Source organism: Microbacterium sp. NPDC090014 (genome assembly GCF_044748285.1).
Lineage (GTDB): Bacteria > Actinomycetota > Actinomycetes > Actinomycetales > Microbacteriaceae > Microbacterium.
This window is the reverse complement of record NZ_JBIVFS010000002.1, coordinates 722,404-738,371: the sequence shown is the minus strand read 5'-3', so window position 1 is coordinate 738,371 and position 15,968 is coordinate 722,404. Positions and strand designations below refer to the sequence as shown.

16 protein-coding genes are annotated in these 15,968 nt (G+C 67.7%); 8 read left to right on the top strand and 8 right to left on the bottom strand.

Features of this window, described 5'->3' with window-relative positions:
• Window positions 1-5: 5 nt before the first annotated feature.
• The 3 genes from ACIPV5_RS17025 (at window position 6) to ACIPV5_RS17015 (ending at window position 2,665) form a co-directional block, all read left to right on the top strand.
• Window positions 6-848 (top strand): exodeoxyribonuclease III, encoded by an 843-nt coding sequence (locus tag ACIPV5_RS17025; RefSeq protein ID WP_053097033.1) that lies wholly within the window; start codon window positions 6-8, stop codon window positions 846-848.
• A 77-nt stretch (window positions 849-925) separates the two neighbouring features.
• Window positions 926-1,930, top strand: coding sequence for a tryptophan--tRNA ligase (gene trpS / locus ACIPV5_RS17020; protein ID WP_400342040.1), 1,005 nt, complete (start codon window positions 926-928; stop codon window positions 1,928-1,930).
• 24 nt (window positions 1,931-1,954) lie between these two features.
• On the top strand, window positions 1,955-2,665 hold the full coding sequence (locus tag ACIPV5_RS17015) for a hypothetical protein (protein ID WP_400342039.1): 711 nt from the start codon (window positions 1,955-1,957) through the stop codon (window positions 2,663-2,665).
• A gap of 35 nt (window positions 2,666-2,700) precedes the next feature.
• Here the strand turns inward: ACIPV5_RS17015 and pth are convergent, their stop codons facing one another.
• Window positions 2,701-3,282 carry an aminoacyl-tRNA hydrolase gene (pth, locus tag ACIPV5_RS17010; protein WP_053097037.1) on the bottom strand — a complete coding sequence of 194 codons (582 nt, stop codon included), beginning with the start codon at window positions 3,280-3,282 and terminating at the stop codon, window positions 2,701-2,703.
• 120 nt (window positions 3,283-3,402) lie between these two features.
• The gene (locus ACIPV5_RS17005; RefSeq protein WP_053097039.1) at window positions 3,403-4,011 is read right to left on the bottom strand and encodes a 50S ribosomal protein L25/general stress protein Ctc; all 609 of its coding nucleotides are present in this window, start codon (window positions 4,009-4,011) and stop codon (window positions 3,403-3,405) included.
• Window positions 4,012-4,233: 222 nt separating this feature from the next.
• Between ACIPV5_RS17005 and ACIPV5_RS17000 the strand changes: the two genes are divergently transcribed.
• Window positions 4,234-4,359, top strand: a complete 126-nt coding sequence (locus tag ACIPV5_RS17000; RefSeq protein ID WP_256381367.1) for a hypothetical protein — start codon at window positions 4,234-4,236, stop codon at window positions 4,357-4,359.
• A 97-nt stretch (window positions 4,360-4,456) separates the two neighbouring features.
• Window positions 4,457-5,905, top strand: coding sequence for an NADP-dependent phosphogluconate dehydrogenase (gene gndA / locus ACIPV5_RS16995; protein ID WP_053097041.1), 1,449 nt, complete (start codon window positions 4,457-4,459; stop codon window positions 5,903-5,905).
• 56 nt (window positions 5,906-5,961) lie between these two features.
• Here gndA and ACIPV5_RS16990 read toward each other — a convergent pair whose 3' ends face one another.
• Window positions 5,962-6,687: an ABC transporter ATP-binding protein gene (locus ACIPV5_RS16990; RefSeq protein ID WP_400342036.1), complete on the bottom strand. Its 726-nt coding sequence runs from the start codon at window positions 6,685-6,687 to the stop codon at window positions 5,962-5,964.
• A 40-nt stretch (window positions 6,688-6,727) separates the two neighbouring features.
• Window positions 6,728-8,200 carry an ABC transporter permease gene (locus ACIPV5_RS16985; protein ID WP_400342035.1) on the bottom strand — a complete coding sequence of 491 codons (1,473 nt, stop codon included), beginning with the start codon at window positions 8,198-8,200 and terminating at the stop codon, window positions 6,728-6,730.
• 163 nt (window positions 8,201-8,363) lie between these two features.
• On the opposite strand from ACIPV5_RS16985, the gene ACIPV5_RS16980 reads away from it, so the two are divergent.
• The 3 genes from ACIPV5_RS16980 to ACIPV5_RS16970 all read left to right on the top strand — a co-directional run bounded on the left by ACIPV5_RS16980 (window position 8,364) and on the right by ACIPV5_RS16970 (window position 11,654).
• Entirely contained in the window at window positions 8,364-9,092 is a 729-nt protein-coding gene (locus tag ACIPV5_RS16980; RefSeq protein ID WP_056280043.1) for a response regulator transcription factor, read from the top strand.
• Window positions 9,093-9,118: 26 nt separating this feature from the next.
• The gene (locus ACIPV5_RS16975) at window positions 9,119-10,588 is read left to right on the top strand and encodes a sensor histidine kinase (protein ID WP_400342032.1); all 1,470 of its coding nucleotides are present in this window, start codon (window positions 9,119-9,121) and stop codon (window positions 10,586-10,588) included.
• Window positions 10,589-10,820: 232 nt separating this feature from the next.
• Window positions 10,821-11,654 (top strand): DUF559 domain-containing protein, encoded by an 834-nt coding sequence (locus ACIPV5_RS16970; protein ID WP_400342031.1) that lies wholly within the window; start codon window positions 10,821-10,823, stop codon window positions 11,652-11,654.
• Between the two features lie 248 nt (window positions 11,655-11,902).
• On the opposite strand, the gene ACIPV5_RS16965 is transcribed toward ACIPV5_RS16970, so the two are convergent.
• The 4 genes from ACIPV5_RS16965 to ACIPV5_RS16950 all read right to left on the bottom strand — a co-directional run bounded on the left by ACIPV5_RS16965 (window position 11,903) and on the right by ACIPV5_RS16950 (window position 15,968).
• A complete protein-coding gene (locus ACIPV5_RS16965) occupies window positions 11,903-13,477 on the bottom strand; it encodes an FAD-dependent oxidoreductase (protein WP_400342029.1) in 1,575 nt (524 codons plus the stop codon).
• Window positions 13,478-13,504: 27 nt separating this feature from the next.
• The gene (locus ACIPV5_RS16960; protein WP_400342027.1) at window positions 13,505-14,362 is read right to left on the bottom strand and encodes an FAD:protein FMN transferase; all 858 of its coding nucleotides are present in this window, start codon (window positions 14,360-14,362) and stop codon (window positions 13,505-13,507) included.
• 15 nt (window positions 14,363-14,377) lie between these two features.
• Window positions 14,378-14,848 (bottom strand): FMN-binding protein, encoded by a 471-nt coding sequence (locus ACIPV5_RS16955; protein WP_053097053.1) that lies wholly within the window; start codon window positions 14,846-14,848, stop codon window positions 14,378-14,380.
• An 85-nt stretch (window positions 14,849-14,933) separates the two neighbouring features.
• Entirely contained in the window at window positions 14,934-15,968 is a 1,035-nt protein-coding gene (locus tag ACIPV5_RS16950) for a ribose-phosphate diphosphokinase (RefSeq protein ID WP_053097056.1), read from the bottom strand.

Below are 15,968 nucleotides of genomic sequence, written 5' to 3'. Positions count from 1 at the left end.
GAACCATGCCTCATCTGCGAATCGCCACGGTCAATGTCAACGGGATCCGAGCGGCGGCTCGCAATGGCATGAGCGCGTGGCTCGACGCGGCAGACGTCGACGTCCTCACTCTGCAGGAGGTCCGCGGCCAGGACGAGCATCTCGAAGCGGCCTTGCCCGGATGGACGTTCGTGCACGACGAGGCGACCGCCAAGGGTCGCGCCGGCGTGGCCATCGCCAGCCGGCTGCCGGCTCTCGCCTCGCGCACCGACTTCGGCGATGCCGACTTCGACTCGAAGGGTCGCTGGATCGAAGCGGACTTCCTGATCGGCGACCGCCCTCTCACGGTCGTGAGCGCTTACGTGCACAGCGGCGAGGCCGACACTCCGAAGCAGGAGGAGAAGTGGAAGTTCCTCGACGCGTTCGGTGCCCGGCTGGCCGAGCTCGGCGCGGACGACGGGGCACTCGCGCTCGTCACCGGGGACCTGAACGTGGGCCACCGCGAACTCGACATCAAGAACTGGCGCGGCAACCGCAAGAAGGCGGGATTCCTGCCCCGTGAGCGGGCGTACTTCGACAGATTCCTCGGAGCGGCGGGTGAGACCGTCGAGGGCGTCGACGGCTCGACCGGCACCGGTCTCGGCTGGGTCGACGTGGGCCGGGTGTTCCACGGCGAGGTCGAGGGGCCGTACACCTGGTGGTCGATGCGCGGGCAGGCGTTCGACAACGATTCCGGGTGGCGCATCGACTACCACCTCGCCACTCCGGCTCTCGCCGAACGGGTCACTGCCTATCACGTCGCCCGCGCGGCCGCCTATGACGAGCGCTGGAGCGACCATGCTCCGGTGGTCGTCGATTACACCTACTGAACAGCAGGCGGCGCCCGGGTTCGGACGGACCCGGTTCGCGCGGTCCGGCACGACCGGCGCCGCCTAGGATTGATGTCGTGACGAAACCTCGCCTTTACTCAGGAATGCAGCCCTCCGCCGACTCGCTTCAGATCGGCAATTACATCGGAGCGCTCCTGCAGTGGCGGGATCTGCAGAGCTCGTACGACGCATACTTCTCCGTCGTCGATCTGCATGCGCTCACCGTCGCACAGGATCCCGCCGAGCTGCGCGAGAAGACCCGCCGCACCGCTGCTCAGTACATCGCCGCCGGCATCGAGCCCTCCCTCTCGACGCTCTACGTGCAGTCTCACGTCCGCGCGCACGCCGAGCTGGCCTGGATCCTGTCGACGATCACCGGTTTCGGAGAAGCCGGTCGCATGACGCAGTTCAAGGACAAGTCAGCGCGCTACGGAGCGGATGCCACCAGCGTCGGTCTCTTCACCTACCCGGTGCTGATGGCAGCTGACATCCTGCTGTATCAGACCGATGTCGTGCCGGTCGGCGACGACCAGAAGCAGCACGTCGAGCTGACCCGCGACCTCGCCGAGCGCTTCAATTCCCGTTTCGGGGACACGTTCGTCGTGCCCCGCCCCGTGATCCAGAAGGACACGGCGCGCATCTACGACCTGCAGAACCCGACGTCGAAGATGTCGAAGTCCGCCGAGAGCGATGCGGGAGTCCTCTGGATGCTCGACGACCCGGCGAAGTCGGCGAAGAAGATCATGCGGGCCGTCACGGACAACGAAGGATCGGTGCGCTTCGACCGCGACACCAAGCCCGGCGTGTCCAACCTGCTGACCATCTACGCCGCGCTGTCGGGACGTCAGGTTCCGGCGATCGAGGATGAGTACGCGGGCCGCGGTTACGGGGACTTCAAGAAGGGACTCGCCGAGGTCATCGTGAACGAGTTCGAGCCGGTGCGTGCCCGCGCGCTCGAGCTGCTCGACGACCCTGCTGAACTCGATCGGATCCTCGCGCAGAACGCCGCACGTGCGGATGCCGTCGCCGACGCCACTCTCGGAGCGGTCTACGACCGGGTCGGACTGCTTCGTCGCGTCTGACCTGGCCAGCCATAGGATGGGGGCGTGACTGATCCGCAGCAGCCCCCGTCCGGTGCCGTCCCCCCTGTGCCTCCCGCGCCCCGATCGGCCGACGAGCAGCAGCACTTCGCTCCGCCCGTGCCGCCAGCGCCCGCTGCGTATTCCTCGACTCCCCCGGCGCCGCCCGCATACCAGAGCGCTCCCCCGGCCTATCAGGGTGCTCCGCCCGCATACCAGAGCGCTCCCCCGGCCTATCAGGGTGCTCCGCCCTCGTACCAAGGCGCTCCCGCACCGCAGGCGGCTCCTCCCGGCGCCTATCAGGTTCCGGTCGGAGGCTACGCAGCGCCCGCGGGCGCATACCAGGCACCGGTGATCGCGGAGAAGAAGTCAGGGCTGCTCGGCATCCTGGCTCTGGTCCTGGCGATCGTGGCAGCCGTGGTCACACCGATCGTCGCCGGCATCATGGGCTTCGAGATCGGACGTCGTCTTCCGGGCGGTCTCGACACGACGGCACCGGACTTCCTGTCGATCCTCTCTCCCGCGAGGGACCAAGTCCTGTGGGCGGAGATCTCGTTCTGGACGGGGACCATCCTCGGCATCGCCGCCATCGTCATCGGCATCATCGCCATTCGCAAGAAGCAGGCGCGCGGTGCGGGCATCGCCGCCCTCGTGGTCGCCGTGCTCGGCCCGATCATCTTCTGGGTCGTGCTGCTGGTGACACTGTCGACGGGAACGGCGACCGGCTTCCTGCCGTAGCCGCGGGGCACGCGACGGGTGCACCGCCCCGTGTCTCACCGTGGAGCGTGGTGCTTCTGCTGAGCGGCGAGCAGTCCGTCCTCGACGAGCAGCTCGACCGCGTCCGCCGCGTCGGACACGAGGATGGGCAGGTTCGCGCGCTCGTCCTTGCCGAACGGCGAGAGCACCCAGTCCGCGGGGTCCTGGCGCCCCATCGGTCGACCGATGCCGACCCGCACCCGCGGGAAATCCGGAGTGGTGATGGCACGGGCGATGTCTCGGACGCCGTTGTGCCCGCCGTGGCCTCCGCCGATCTTGAGCTTGACGGTGTCGAACGGGATGTCGAGCTCATCGTGGACGACGATGATCTGCTCCGGCGGCACCGAGTAGAACCGCGCCAGGGCGGCGACCGGCGTCCCGGACACGTTCATGAACGTGTTCGGCTTGGCGAGCACGAGCTTGTCGCCGCCCGGGCGCAGCCAGGTCTCGACGACGCGCGCGCCGCCCTTGTGCTCCCGAAAGTTCTCGCCGCGGCGTGAGGCGAGCTCATCGACGACCATCTGGCCGATGTTGTGACGCGTATCCGCGTATCGGGGGCCGGGGTTGCCGAGTCCCACCACGAGCCAGGTGGATGCCATGTGGTCGTCCTCTCGGAATGCGGGCCCTTCGCGGTGCCCGGGTCAGAATACGACAGAGGGGGCGCGATATGCTCGCGCCCCCTCTGTGTTGCAGTCAGCTGTGCGCTGCGCCTGCGGAGATCACTCCGCGGCGGGAGCCTCCTCGGCGGCAGCCTCGTCGGCGCCGGCCTCGTCCTCTTCGAGCGACTCCTCGGCCGGGATCGAGATCGCGACGACGAGAACCTCGGGGTCGGTCAGCAGCGTCGAGCCCTTGGGGAGCTTGACCTCGGCGGCGGTGATGTGCGTGCCGTCCTCGAGACCCTCGACCGAGACCTCGACGTTCTGCGGAAGATGCGTGGCCTCGGCCTCGATCGACAGCGTGTTCGCGTCCTGGTTGACGATCGTTCCGGGAGCCGACTCTCCGGTGACGACGACGGGAACGTCGATCGTGACCTTCTCGCCCTTGCGGACGACGAGCAGGTCGATGTGCTCGATGATCTGGTGCACCGGGTCGCGCTGGACGTCCTTGACGAGGGCGAGCTGGTCCTTGCCGTCGATGTCGAGCTCGAGCAGAGCGTTCGCACGGCGGATGATCAGCGAGACCTGGTGGCCGGGCAGTGCGACGTGCACCGGATCGGTGCCGTGGCCGTAGATCACGGCGGGGATCTTGCCTGCGGCGCGCAGACGACGGGCGAAGCCCTTGCCGAAGCTCTCGCGGAGCTCGGCCTTGACCTTGGTGTCTTCAGACATGGGGTTCTCCTTCGGGGCACGCAGCGACAGCTACGCGGTGGTCTTGGAATTGTTCTCGAACGCAGACACGTGAGGAAAGCCACCGGCTTGCTTCGCCGCGTCGATAACGGATGCCAGCGCACGCGCAGAAGCATCCCTCGCCGAGGTACTCCTCTCATGGTACCGGATGAGCCGGTAGGCTGAGAACACCGATCCCCTCTCTGCAGAACACGGAGTTCTCTCATGCTCGACGGCGTCTTCTTCTCCCACGCGATCGCCTGGCTCATCGGCGCGATGACCGTGTGCGCCGCAGGCTTCACCTTCGCGGCCCTGTTCTCCCTGGGGCGCTCGGGATACCGCAAGGACTGACCTCCTCGCGTCCGTCACCACCCGTCACACGGGAGCACCACCCCGGACGCCGCGATAATCTGGGAGCATCCCCTTCTTCTCGATCTAGGAGCCATCTGTGCCCGAAGCATCAGCGAACATCGGAGTCGTCGGACTCGCCGTCATGGGTTCGAACCTCGCCCGCAACCTCGCCAGCCGCGAGGGCAACACGGTGGCGATCTTCAACCGCAGCTACGAGAAGACCGCGACGCTCGTCTCCGATCACCCTGAGGCCGGCTTCATCCCCGCCCAGACCTACCAGGAGTTCGCCGACTCGCTGCAGAAGCCGCGCACCGCGATCATCATGGTCAAGGCCGGCGGCCCGACGGACGCCGTGATCGACTCGCTGGTCGAGGTCTTCGAGCCGGGCGACATCATCGTCGACGGCGGCAACGCGTACTTCCCCGACACGATCCGCCGCGAGAAGGCGGTCCGTGAGACCGGAATCAACTTCGTCGGCGCCGGGATCTCGGGCGGCGAGGAGGGCGCACTCACGGGCCCGTCGATCATGCCCGGCGGCTCGGACGAGTCGTGGATCACCCTCGGCCCGATCCTCAAGTCGATCGCTGCGATCGCCGAGGGCGAGCCGTGCGTCACGCACGTCGGGCACGACGGTGCCGGACACTTCGTCAAGATGGTGCACAACGGCATCGAGTACGCCGACATGCAGCTCATCGCCGAGGCCTATGACCTCATCCGCCGCGGCACGGGCAAGTCGCCCGCCGAGATCGCCGAGATCTTCGCCGAATGGAACAAGGGCGAGCTCGAGTCGTACCTGATCGAGATCACCGCAGAGGTGCTGCGCCAGGTCGATGCCGAGACCGGCAAGCCGCTCGTCGACGTCATCCTCGACCAGGCCGGAGCCAAGGGCACCGGAGCGTGGACCGTCCAGACCGCGCTGTCGCTCGGCGTTCCCGTCTCCGGCATCGCCGAGGCCACGTTCGCCCGCTCGCTGTCGTCGCACCCCGAGCAGCGCGAGGTCGCCGGAGCCCTCCCGGGCCCGGACGAGGAGTTCGTCGTCGCCGACGAGGCCGCTTTCATCGAGGACGTCCGTCTCGCGCTCTACGCATCGAAGATCGTCGCGTACTCGCAGGGCTTCGACGAGATCCGCGCGGGCGCTGCCGAATACGGCTGGAACATCGACCTGGGCGCCATCAGCAAGATCTGGCGCGGCGGCTGCATCATCCGTGCGCAGTTCCTCAACCGCATCGCCGACGCATACGCGGCAGAGCCCGGTCTTCCCGTGCTGCTGACGGCTCCGTACTTCACCGAGGCGATCACGCGCGCTCAGGCGCCGTGGCGTCGCGTCGTGGTCGCGGCGGCACAGGCCGGCATCCCGGCTCCGGCGTTCTCGTCGTCGCTGTCGTACTACGACGGCATCCGCGCCGACCGCCTCCCCGCAGCCCTCGTGCAGGGCCAGCGCGACTTCTTCGGGGCGCACACCTACAAGCGCATCGACAAGCCGGGCACCTTCCACACGCAGTGGTCGGGCGACCGCACCGAGATCGAAGCCGAAGACACGCACTGAGCGCGTCGCAGACATGACGAAGGCCCCGGCGATTCCGCCGGGGCCTTCGTCATGTCTCACCGGGTGATGTCCTGCACCGTGCCCTTCGCCAGCCGAAGGCGTCTGGTGGCCCGGCGCGCCACCGCCGAGTCGTGAGTGACGACGATCATGGTGATCCCTTCCGCGCACAGCCCCTGGAGCAGCGTGAGGATCTCATCGCGCATGCTCTCGTCGAGGTTGCCTGTGGGCTCGTCCGCGAGCAGCACGCGGGGTCGCTTCACGATCGCCCGCGCGATCGCCACACGCTGCTGCTGACCGCCCGATAGCTCGGTGGGCAGGTGGTCGCCGCGGTCGGCGAGCCCGACGTGAGCGAGAGCCTCGGCGACGCGACCCGTCCGTTCGGTCCGGCTCAGGTCGGTGGGCTCGAGGGCCATGTCCACGTTCTCGGCCGCCGTCAGCGTGGGGATGAGATTGAACCCTTGGAACACGAAGCCGATCTCTTGGGCACGGATGCGGCTGAGCTCCCTCGCGGATGCCGACGCCAGCTCGATGTCACCGAGCTTCAACGAGCCGGAGGAGGGCTTGTCGAGCGCGCCCAGCATCTGCAGGAGAGTCGACTTGCCCCCTCCGGTCGGCCCCTGGATGGTGACGAACTCACCGGGAAGGATCGTGAGGTCGACCCCCGTGAGCGCCTTCACCGTGCGTCCCTTCTGCGTGTACGTGCGAGTGACACCCTGCGCGCGGTACAGCGGCGCCGCGGCATCCGTGCCGCTCGCGGAAGGGGCGATGTCTGCGATGGTCATGTCGTATCTCCTTGTCGTGCGATGGGTGATCGAGCGTCCGTCAGGCGACGGAGCGCAGTGCCTCTGCCGGGCTGAGGCGGGCCGCGCGCCAGCCTCCGAATGCTCCTGCCACGAGACCGCCGAGCACGGCGAGGCCGACCGCGGCGACCAGCACCCACGGTGTGAACGGTGCGTGCAGCACGATGTCGGCCGCCTGTTGCGTCTGGAACATGTCGCCACCTCCTGTTGGCCCGCCGCCCATCCCGCCGGGGCCACCTTCCGCAGTGCTCGCGGCAGCAGCCGCGACGGTCGGCTTCACGAGATCGATCACAACGATGCCGGCGATGCCGAGTGCGAGCCCCACGACGCCACCGATCAGTCCCTGGACCATCGACTCGCCCGCGACCTGGCGCACGACGCGACCGTTCGACCAGCCGATCGCCTTGAGCGTGCCGAACTCGCGGGTGCGGCGCGAGACGCCGGACAGCGTCAGCAGCACCGAGAGCAGCACGGCCACGGCGAGCACGATGATCGACAGCCAGGTGCCGAGGTTCGTGATCAGCGACGTGGCACTGGACAGCGAACCGGAGACGGTGGCGGCGAGCTCGGACTGCGAGGTGATCGTCGCGTCGGGCAGCTCTTCTGCGAGGGCCGCCTGCACCGCGTCGATCGACGATGCGGACTCGGCCTGCACATACACCGTGGAGACGACGTCTCCGGCGCCGGAGAGATCCTGCGCCGTGTCGAGGGGCAGATAGACGTCGGCAGCGGTGTCGGCGGAGTCCGCGGTGGAAGCCACGATCCCCACGATCTCCACATCGGAGCCTGCGACGTCGATGGTGTCGCCGACGGCGATCTCGTTCGTGGTCGCGTAGGTCGCGTCGACGAGCGCGACGAGTGCCCCGGCGTCATCCGTGTCGAGAGCCCGGCCATCGCTGACCTCGACAGAGGCGAGCGGACCCACTGACGTCACGGCCGGGTCGATGCCGAGCACGGTGAATGAATCGACGCCGAACGAGCCGCCACCCGCGCCACCCGCTCCGCCTTGCGGCGGCGCCTGACCCTCGGCCGGCGCAGTGTCCTCTGTCGTGGCGTCCTGCTCACCGAACCCGCCGCTGGGCAGCTCGCCCGAGAACGCCGAGTTCGTGAGGCTGACAGCAGCGGATGCCGCCGTCACCCCATCCGTCGAGGTCACCGTGTCGAGCACGGACGCGTCGAGCGTGCCGCGCATGAAGTCCGTCATGAGAGTCGACTGGCTGAGTGTGGTCGTGTCGCCCTCGGTCGCGCCGTCCTCCGAGCCGAAGTCGAAGCGCTGCCCGCCGCCCTCCCCCGGTTCCGCTGCGGCACCGGTGACCGTGAGGTCGGTGCCCACGCCGTACACCGATTCCAGCGCCTGCGCCTGCGCATCCCGAACTCCTGCCGTGAGGGCGTTCACGATGATCACCAGGGCGATCGCGATCGCGAGTCCGATCGCGACGATCATGGTCTGCTTCTTGCGGCCCGCCAACTCGCGCCGTAGATATGTCCCGTACATGTGTCTCCTTCTGCCGCGCCGTTCGCGGGGCCGATGTCGACGCTAAAGACCGGACTTTTGCGATATCGAGGGACCGATGATGAGAAGGCTATGGGTGCTTTCTCACAGGCGACGCATAGCGCACTCCATAGAAACCCCATAGGTGATTCCGCAGAATGTACTCATGAGCACTGATCTTCCCGAATTGCGCCGCCCCGACGGCTCCCCCCTGCGCATCCTCGCCGTCGACGACGAGCAGATGCTCACCGACCTGCTCGCGATGGCTCTGCGGATGGAGGGCTGGGAGGTGCGCACGGCGTCGTCCGGCCTCGAAGCTCTGCAGGTCGCGCGCGAGTTCGAACCCGACGCTCTCGTGCTCGACATCATGATGCCCGACCTCGACGGCATGGCCGTGCTGCGGCGCCTCCGTGAGTCGGGCAGCCTCGTGCCCGTGCTGTTCCTGACCGCGAAGGATGCCGTGGGCGACCGCGTCGCCGGCCTCACCGCCGGCGGCGACGACTATGTCACCAAGCCGTTCAGCCTCGAAGAGGTCATCGCACGTCTGCGCGCGATCATCCGTCGCACGGGACATGCGACCGCCGACGACGGTCAGTCGATCCTCCGCGTCGCCGACCTCACCCTCAATGAGGACAGCCACGAGGTCATGCGCGATGGCACCGAGATCGAGCTGACCGCGACCGAGTTCGAGCTGCTCCGCTACCTCATGCGCAACGAACGCAGAGTGCTGTCGAAGGCGCAGATCCTCGATCGCGTGTGGAGCTACGACTTCGGCGGCAAGTCCTCGGTCGTGGAGCTGTACATCTCGTACCTCCGCAAGAAGATCGACGCCGGACGCACCCCGCTGCTGCACACCGTGCGCGGTGTCGGCTACATGATCAAGGCGCCTCAGTGAGCAGCACGGGGATGGCCAGACGGCCGATGAGTCTGCAGACACGGCTGATGACAGCCGTGATCGGCTTCGTCTCGCTCATCCTCGTGATCGTCGCCGTGATCACCAGTGCGCTGCTCGGCAGCACGCTCGAACGGCAGCTCGAGGATCGCCTGCACAGCTACTCGAATCAGGTGACGCAGTGGGTCAGCCGGGTACCGGCCCAGTTCGCGAACATGGACAACATCCTCGAGATCAACGATGCGCGGGTTCCGGGACTCCTGCTGGCGGTGTCCAGCACGGAGGGCGGCACCAGCGGCGTGCTCTTCCCCGACACCAAAGACGAGTGGGGCGGCGTCCCGCAGAAGTTGACCAGCGCGGACCTCGAACGGATCGACGCGGCACTTGCCGGCCAGCCCAGCGCCACCGTCGCCCTGGACGACTTCGGTTCCTACATGGTCGTCGCGAAGCAGGCGCCCAACGGTGTGAATGTCGTCACCGGTCTCCCCCGGACCGAGATCCAGAATCAACTGGCCACACTGCTCACCGTGATCGCCCTCGCGACGATCGGCGGTCTGATCCTCCTCGCGCTCACGACGGCGATCACGATTCGCGTCGGGCTGAGACCGCTGCGTGCGGTCGCCGCGACGGCGACGCGGGTGGCGAACCAGCCCCTCGACCGCGGAGAGGTGCAGATCACCGAGCGGGTGCCTGCCGCGGAGGCCGATCCGCGGACCGAGACGGGTCTCGTCGGCTCCTCCCTCAACAAGCTGCTCGACCATGTCAACGCCTCTCTCGCCTCCCGTCAGAAGAATGAAGAGCGGATGCGTCGGTTCGTCGCCGACGCGAGCCACGAGCTGCGCACACCTCTGTCGTCGATCCGCGGCTACTCCGAGCTCTCTCTGCGTGCGCTGAAGCAGCAGGGCGGAGAGGCGGCCGTCGAGAGCACCACGACGTCGCTCGAGCGCATCCAGGCCCAGTCCCTGCGCATGACGCGCCTGGTGGAGGATCTGCTGCTGCTCGCCCGTCTCGACGAGGGGCGAGAACTCGTCTACGGCACCGTCGATCTGACACAGCTCGCGCTGGAGGGGCTCTCCGATGCGCGCCCGACCGCAGCCGACCACCACTGGAACATCGAGGCGCCGGACGAGCCCATCGTCATCGTCGGCGATGCGGGCCGCATGCACCAGGTCGTCGCGAACCTGCTCGCGAATGCGCGGACGCACACGCCTGCCGGTACGTCGATCACCCTCAGCGTGGCCCGCGAAGGCGACGAGGCCGTGCTGCGCGTGCACGACAACGGCCCGGGCATCGACCCCGGGGTGCGGGACGAGCTCTTCGCACGCTTCGCCCGCGGTGACAGCTCCCGCGCCCGCCAGACCGGCGGCACCGGGCTCGGACTGGCCATCGCGAAGGCGATCGTCGAAGGACACGGCGGTCACCTCACGGTCGACAGCGAGCCCGGAGACACGACCTTCAGCGTGCGGCTCCCGATCAACCCGGCGGCCGCCTCGGACTGACCGCGTCTTCGTCTCCCCTCGGTCCCGCAGAGCCGTCTGCGGGACCGAGGCACTTCTGCAAGGCGAACCGACGACTTCGGTCCTGCAACCGTGCTCTCATCCTGCAGACGGTGAGGCAGACGACCGCACGGACCCACGACTTCTCTTCTGCACAGGTCGGGTTATCAGCCGATACCTTCCACGACCCTCGAGTCCGATCCGTCCCCGCCTCAGAACGGGCAGGATCGATCAGATGCCGACCGCCGCACACGTCCTCTCTCACCTGGGTGATCTGGCCAGGGGTACGACTCTTCGCCAGTTCGGGCTGAGCAGACGGATGCTCTCATCAGCCGTTCGCGACGGCACGATCACTCGCGTCCGCAACGGCGTGTTCGCGACGCCATCCGCTCCCGCCGACGTTCTCACCGCTGCCGCGCACGGAGGCGCGCTGACCTGCTCTCGTGCACTGCGGATGCACGGCATCTGGACGCTCGAGGACGATACGAATCCGCATGTCTGGCTCGGCACGCACGGCCGAAACCACCACATCACATGCACGTGCACCGGCCACTACTTCGACGGACGGACGGTTCTCGGCCTCGCTCCCCTCGAGGACGCCCTTGTGCACGTCTATCTCTGCAAGGGCGATGAGTCGTTCTTCGTCTCGATCGAGTCGGCCCTGCAGCTGCGCAAGATCGGAGCGGCAGGGCGCGCCCGCATCCGATCCCGCCTCCCGGCGAAGGCTCGGTGGCTGGTCGATCTGGCTCGGACGGATGCCGACAGCGGCCTCGAGTCGCTGCTTCGTCTTCGGCTTCACCTGCTCGGGATCCATCTCGAATGTCAGGTCGACATTCCTTCGGTCGGGCGCGTGGACTTCGTGCTCCATGAGCTGCTCATCCTCGAAGCCGACGGGGCGGAGAATCACGACAGCGCATCGCACCGCCATCGAGATCTGCTGCGCGATGCGGAGGCATCCAGGCAGGGATATGAGACGGTGCGCTTCGACTACGCGATGATCGTCCACGACTGGCCGGTCGTGGAAGCCGCCATCCTTGCGGCCGTCGATCGCCTTCGCGCACGCATCTGACCTACCGGTTGCAGGACCGAGGCACGAATGCGGGACGGCATCAGGAGAACCACCCCGCAGAACGTGCTGGCGTCCTGCACGCGGCACCGGGGAGACCCACTTCGGCGATCTACAGAGCGCTCCGTCGACGCACGGCCTGTACCACTCGCAGGACCGAGGCACGAATGCAGGACGGAATCAGGAGAACCGGCCCGCAGAACGTGCTGGCGTCCTGCACGTGGCGCCGGGCGACACCGAACAGACCGGACTCAGTACCCGGCGAAGGCGTCTGTCGTGAGCGACCGCGCCTTCTGCAGGGCGGGAGCGAGGTCGGCGATCAGCCGCGGCGGGCCGGAGATGTAGGAATGCCTCTCGCCGATGTCCGGGACGTAGTGCTCGAGAGCCGCCGCGTCGAGGCGCGCACCCTGGGCCCAGGTCCAGCGCGAGGGCAGGTCGACAGGCTCGTCCCGGGTGAACACGATCACGCGCGCACCGGTCGCGGCCAGCTCATCGCGGAACGCGAGCTCCGAGCTGTCGGATGCCACGTAGACGAGAACCACGTCACGCTGCTGCTCGGTCAGCATCAGCTGTCGCAGTTGCGACACGAACGGCGTGACGCCGATGCCCGCGGCCACCATCAGCACCGGGGTCTCGGCGCGTGGAAGCAGGAAGTCGCCCCATGTGCCGGTCACCGCGAGCGCAGCACCCGGCTCGGCGGCCGCCAGCGCGCGCTTGTAGCTCGAGGGATGCTTCTGATCGCCGTCCTTGTAGGCGATGCGCAGCGTCGGGAGGTCGGCAGGCGCCGAGACGATGCTGAACTCGCGACGGGTTCCGCGCGCATCCGGGCGGGAGTGCGGCACGTCCAGCTCGAGGTACTGCCCCGGCAGGAACTTCAGCGTGCCCTTCGCGTGGAACGTCAGCTCCTGAGCCGTCGGCGTGATGAACTGCCGCTTCTCGAGCACGAGACGCACGGATCCGCGCAGCGCGAAGGCGAAGGCCAGGAGGTTTCCGATGAGCAGAGCACGCTCCTGCCCGAGCGTGAAGAGGCCGCCGACCGCGATCGGCCAGCCGGCGAGCACGCCGACGAGAACTGCCACCGAGAACTGCTGCCACCGGCGCGGCGGCAGAGTCAACGGCTCCGACAGCATGAACGCACCGAGGAACAGGAACGGAGACTGCAGGATCGCGAACGAGAGGGCGGAGCCGGCGTCGAAGTCGATCGCGAACTCCTGCGCCTGCACGGCCTGACGAAGGACCGAGACGGCGATGGCGACGACGAGGAACACGACGACGATCCGCACCTTCTCGGTGCGCCACAGCACGGCGAGCCCGAGGATCAGGACGGGGATGAAGAGTGACGGGGTGCCCACCCACCAGGACGACGAGGTCCCGAGCCATTCGAACGCTCCGAACGACCCGAGGATCGACACGACGGCAGCGCCGAACGCCGCCGGGTTGAGGATGTGCCGACCTCGCCACGCGATCAGGTACTTGGAGAGGCTCGCGACGGCTCCGGCGATGGCGAGGCCGAGCAGGGCATTCGGCTCGATGCCGGGGCGGAGCACGAAGAGCAGGATCAGCGCGGTGACCAGCGACGACTCGATACGCCATGGAAGGCGCAGGATTCGCTGGGCCGCTGCGTCCACCAGCGAGATGACCATGGCCAGGACGACGAAGGATGCGAGGATCTCGACCGGCGTGGGTGCGACGATCACGCCGAGAGCTGAGAGCACCACAGCGATGAGCGCCAGCGTCAGCAGCGCGAACAGCACCAGGCGATACATCGAGATGCCGCCGAGCAACGCAAGGACCCGCTGCCGCAGTGCGGTGATGGAGGTGATCACAGGTCTACTCTTCCCTACTTCGTTGATTCAACGGCGGGTGGTGAACAGCTGAGCGGGGCAGCCGTTCGAGCGTTCCGCCCGCCCGTCGGTCGTCATCCGCACCCACTCCACGCCCCACGATGCGGCGATCTCTGGCCCGCCCTCGAAGAACAGCGCTGTCGCGACCGCGTCCGCTCGCATCGCGTCGGGGGCGATCGCCCACGTGGCCGCCCATGTCCGCACGGGCACGCCGGTGCGAGCGTCGAGGACGTGATGCAGTCCGTCGCCCCACGCACGGCGATTGACCGCCGAGGCGCACAGCGCGGCATCCTGCAGTTCGATCACTCCGATCGCCTTCGTCGGATCGTATGGATGCTCAAGGCCCACCCGAACCGCATCGCCGCGAACCCTCATATCACCGCCGGCATCGACCACGACACTCCCGGGAACGTCGGAGAGCACCGCGGCGACGAGGTCGACGAGGCGTCCCTTGCCGAGGGCCCCGACATCGAGCAGGGCGGGAACGGATGCCGTGGCCTCCCCCGGCGTCCAGTCCAGCAGGGACGTCCAGTCGCCGGGCGCAGCGACGGGATCGTGCGCGACGAGCGAGTACGACGAGTCGTAGCCCAGGGCCGACAGGCTGTCGGCGACGAGCGGGTTGACCGCCCCGTGGGTCGCGCGGGACAGCTCGCGGAAGGCATCGAGCATCGTTCCCGCATCAGGCGAGGAGATCGAGCCGCCGTCACGGCCGACCCGCGTGACCGAGGAGTCGTCACGGAACCGCGACCACTCTCGGTCGAACCGCTCGATCTCGGCCCCGACTCGCTCACGGTCATGCTCGTCGAGCTCGTGCGACGTCTCGATCTCCCAGGCCGTGCCGATCGCGTCGAAACGCCAGATCGCCATACGTGGTCAGGCGCCTCAGGCGGCCGCCTGCTCCTTGATCGACTCGACGGCCTCGTTGAACCCGCCGCTGGTGAGCGACGATCCGGCCACTCGACTGACCTCGATCTCGTCGAGCGACTTGCCCACGACCTCATCCGAGATCCCGTCGATGAACTGCCCCTGGTACTGCTCGCTCTCGCGTGCCTGCGGGTCACCGGTCACCTCGACCTCGGTGACCAGGCCGTCGGCGACGGTGAGGGTCACGCTGATCTTCTCGACCGTCTCGGGGGTCTGGTACGAACCGTCGGCCGTGTACGTGCCGTCGGTGTAGTCGCCGCTCGTCGATGCGCCCGAATCCGTCGACTCGGTGCTCGTGTCGGTTCCGGCGTCGGTGGACTGGTCTTCGGCATCCGCGGTGCCGGAGCAACCGGCGAGCACGAGGAGCCCGGCGACGCCGACCAGGGCGGCGCTCTTGCGAACAGAAGTCGGTACAGTCGTGCGGATCATGATGGTCCTCCCGGCCTTGATCGATGTGTTGATTCGACCGTAGGGAGCCCGTCTATGTGCAGGCTGTGCCCGATATATGAGTCGCTTACGCGTCTCCGCCGAACATGCTCGTGACGGATCCGTCTTCGAAGACCTCGTGGATCGCACGCGCGAGCATCGGGGCGATCGGGAGGACCGTCAGCTTGTCCCAGCGACGCGACTCGGTGAGCGGGATCGTGTCGGTGATCACGACCTCGTCGATCGAGGCGTCCTGCAGACGCTCCGAGGCCGGATCGCTGAAGATCGCGTGCGTCGCGGCAACGATCACGCGATGCGCGCCGTTGGCCTTGAGCGCCTGCGCGGCCTTCACGATGGTTCCACCGGTGTCGATCATGTCGTCGACGAGCAGACAGGTGCGACCCTCGACCGCTCCGACGATCTCGTGCACCGATACCTGGTTCGCGACCTTCGGGTCGCGTCGCTTGTGGATGATCGCCAGCGGGGCGCCGAGGCTGTCGGACCATGTGTCGGCCACGCGGACACGACCCATGTCGGGCGAGACGACCGTGAGGATCTCTCGGTCGGCGGGGCTCAGCGTGCGCTGGAAGTACTCGAGCAGCACGGGCTTGGCGAACAGGTGGTCGACGGGACCGTCGAAGAAGCCCTGGATCTGTGCGGCGTGCAGGTCGACGCTCATCACGCGGTCTGCGCCGGCGGTCTTCAGCAGGTCGGCGACGAGGCGGGCGCTGATCGGCTCACGGCCGCGGCCCTTCTTGTCCTGACGCGAATACGGATAGTACGGGGCGACGACGGTGATGCGCTTGGCGGACGCGCGCTTCGCGGCGTCGATCATGATGAGGGTCTCCATGAGCCACTCGTTGACCGGCTCACCGAAGGTCTGGATCAGGAAGAGGTCGCAGCCTCGGATCGACACCTCGAACCGGGCGTAGATCTCACCGGATGCGAAGGTGCGGTGCTCTGTCGGCACGACCTCTGTTCCGAGCGACGCGGCCACCGCCGCGGTGAGCTCGGGGTGCGATCGACCACCTGCGACCACGAGTCGCTTCTTGGTCTTGGCAACGAGACCCGGAGCGATGCCGTTGTCCCTGTCCAGATCGACCGTCTTCTTCTTGCGCGCCAT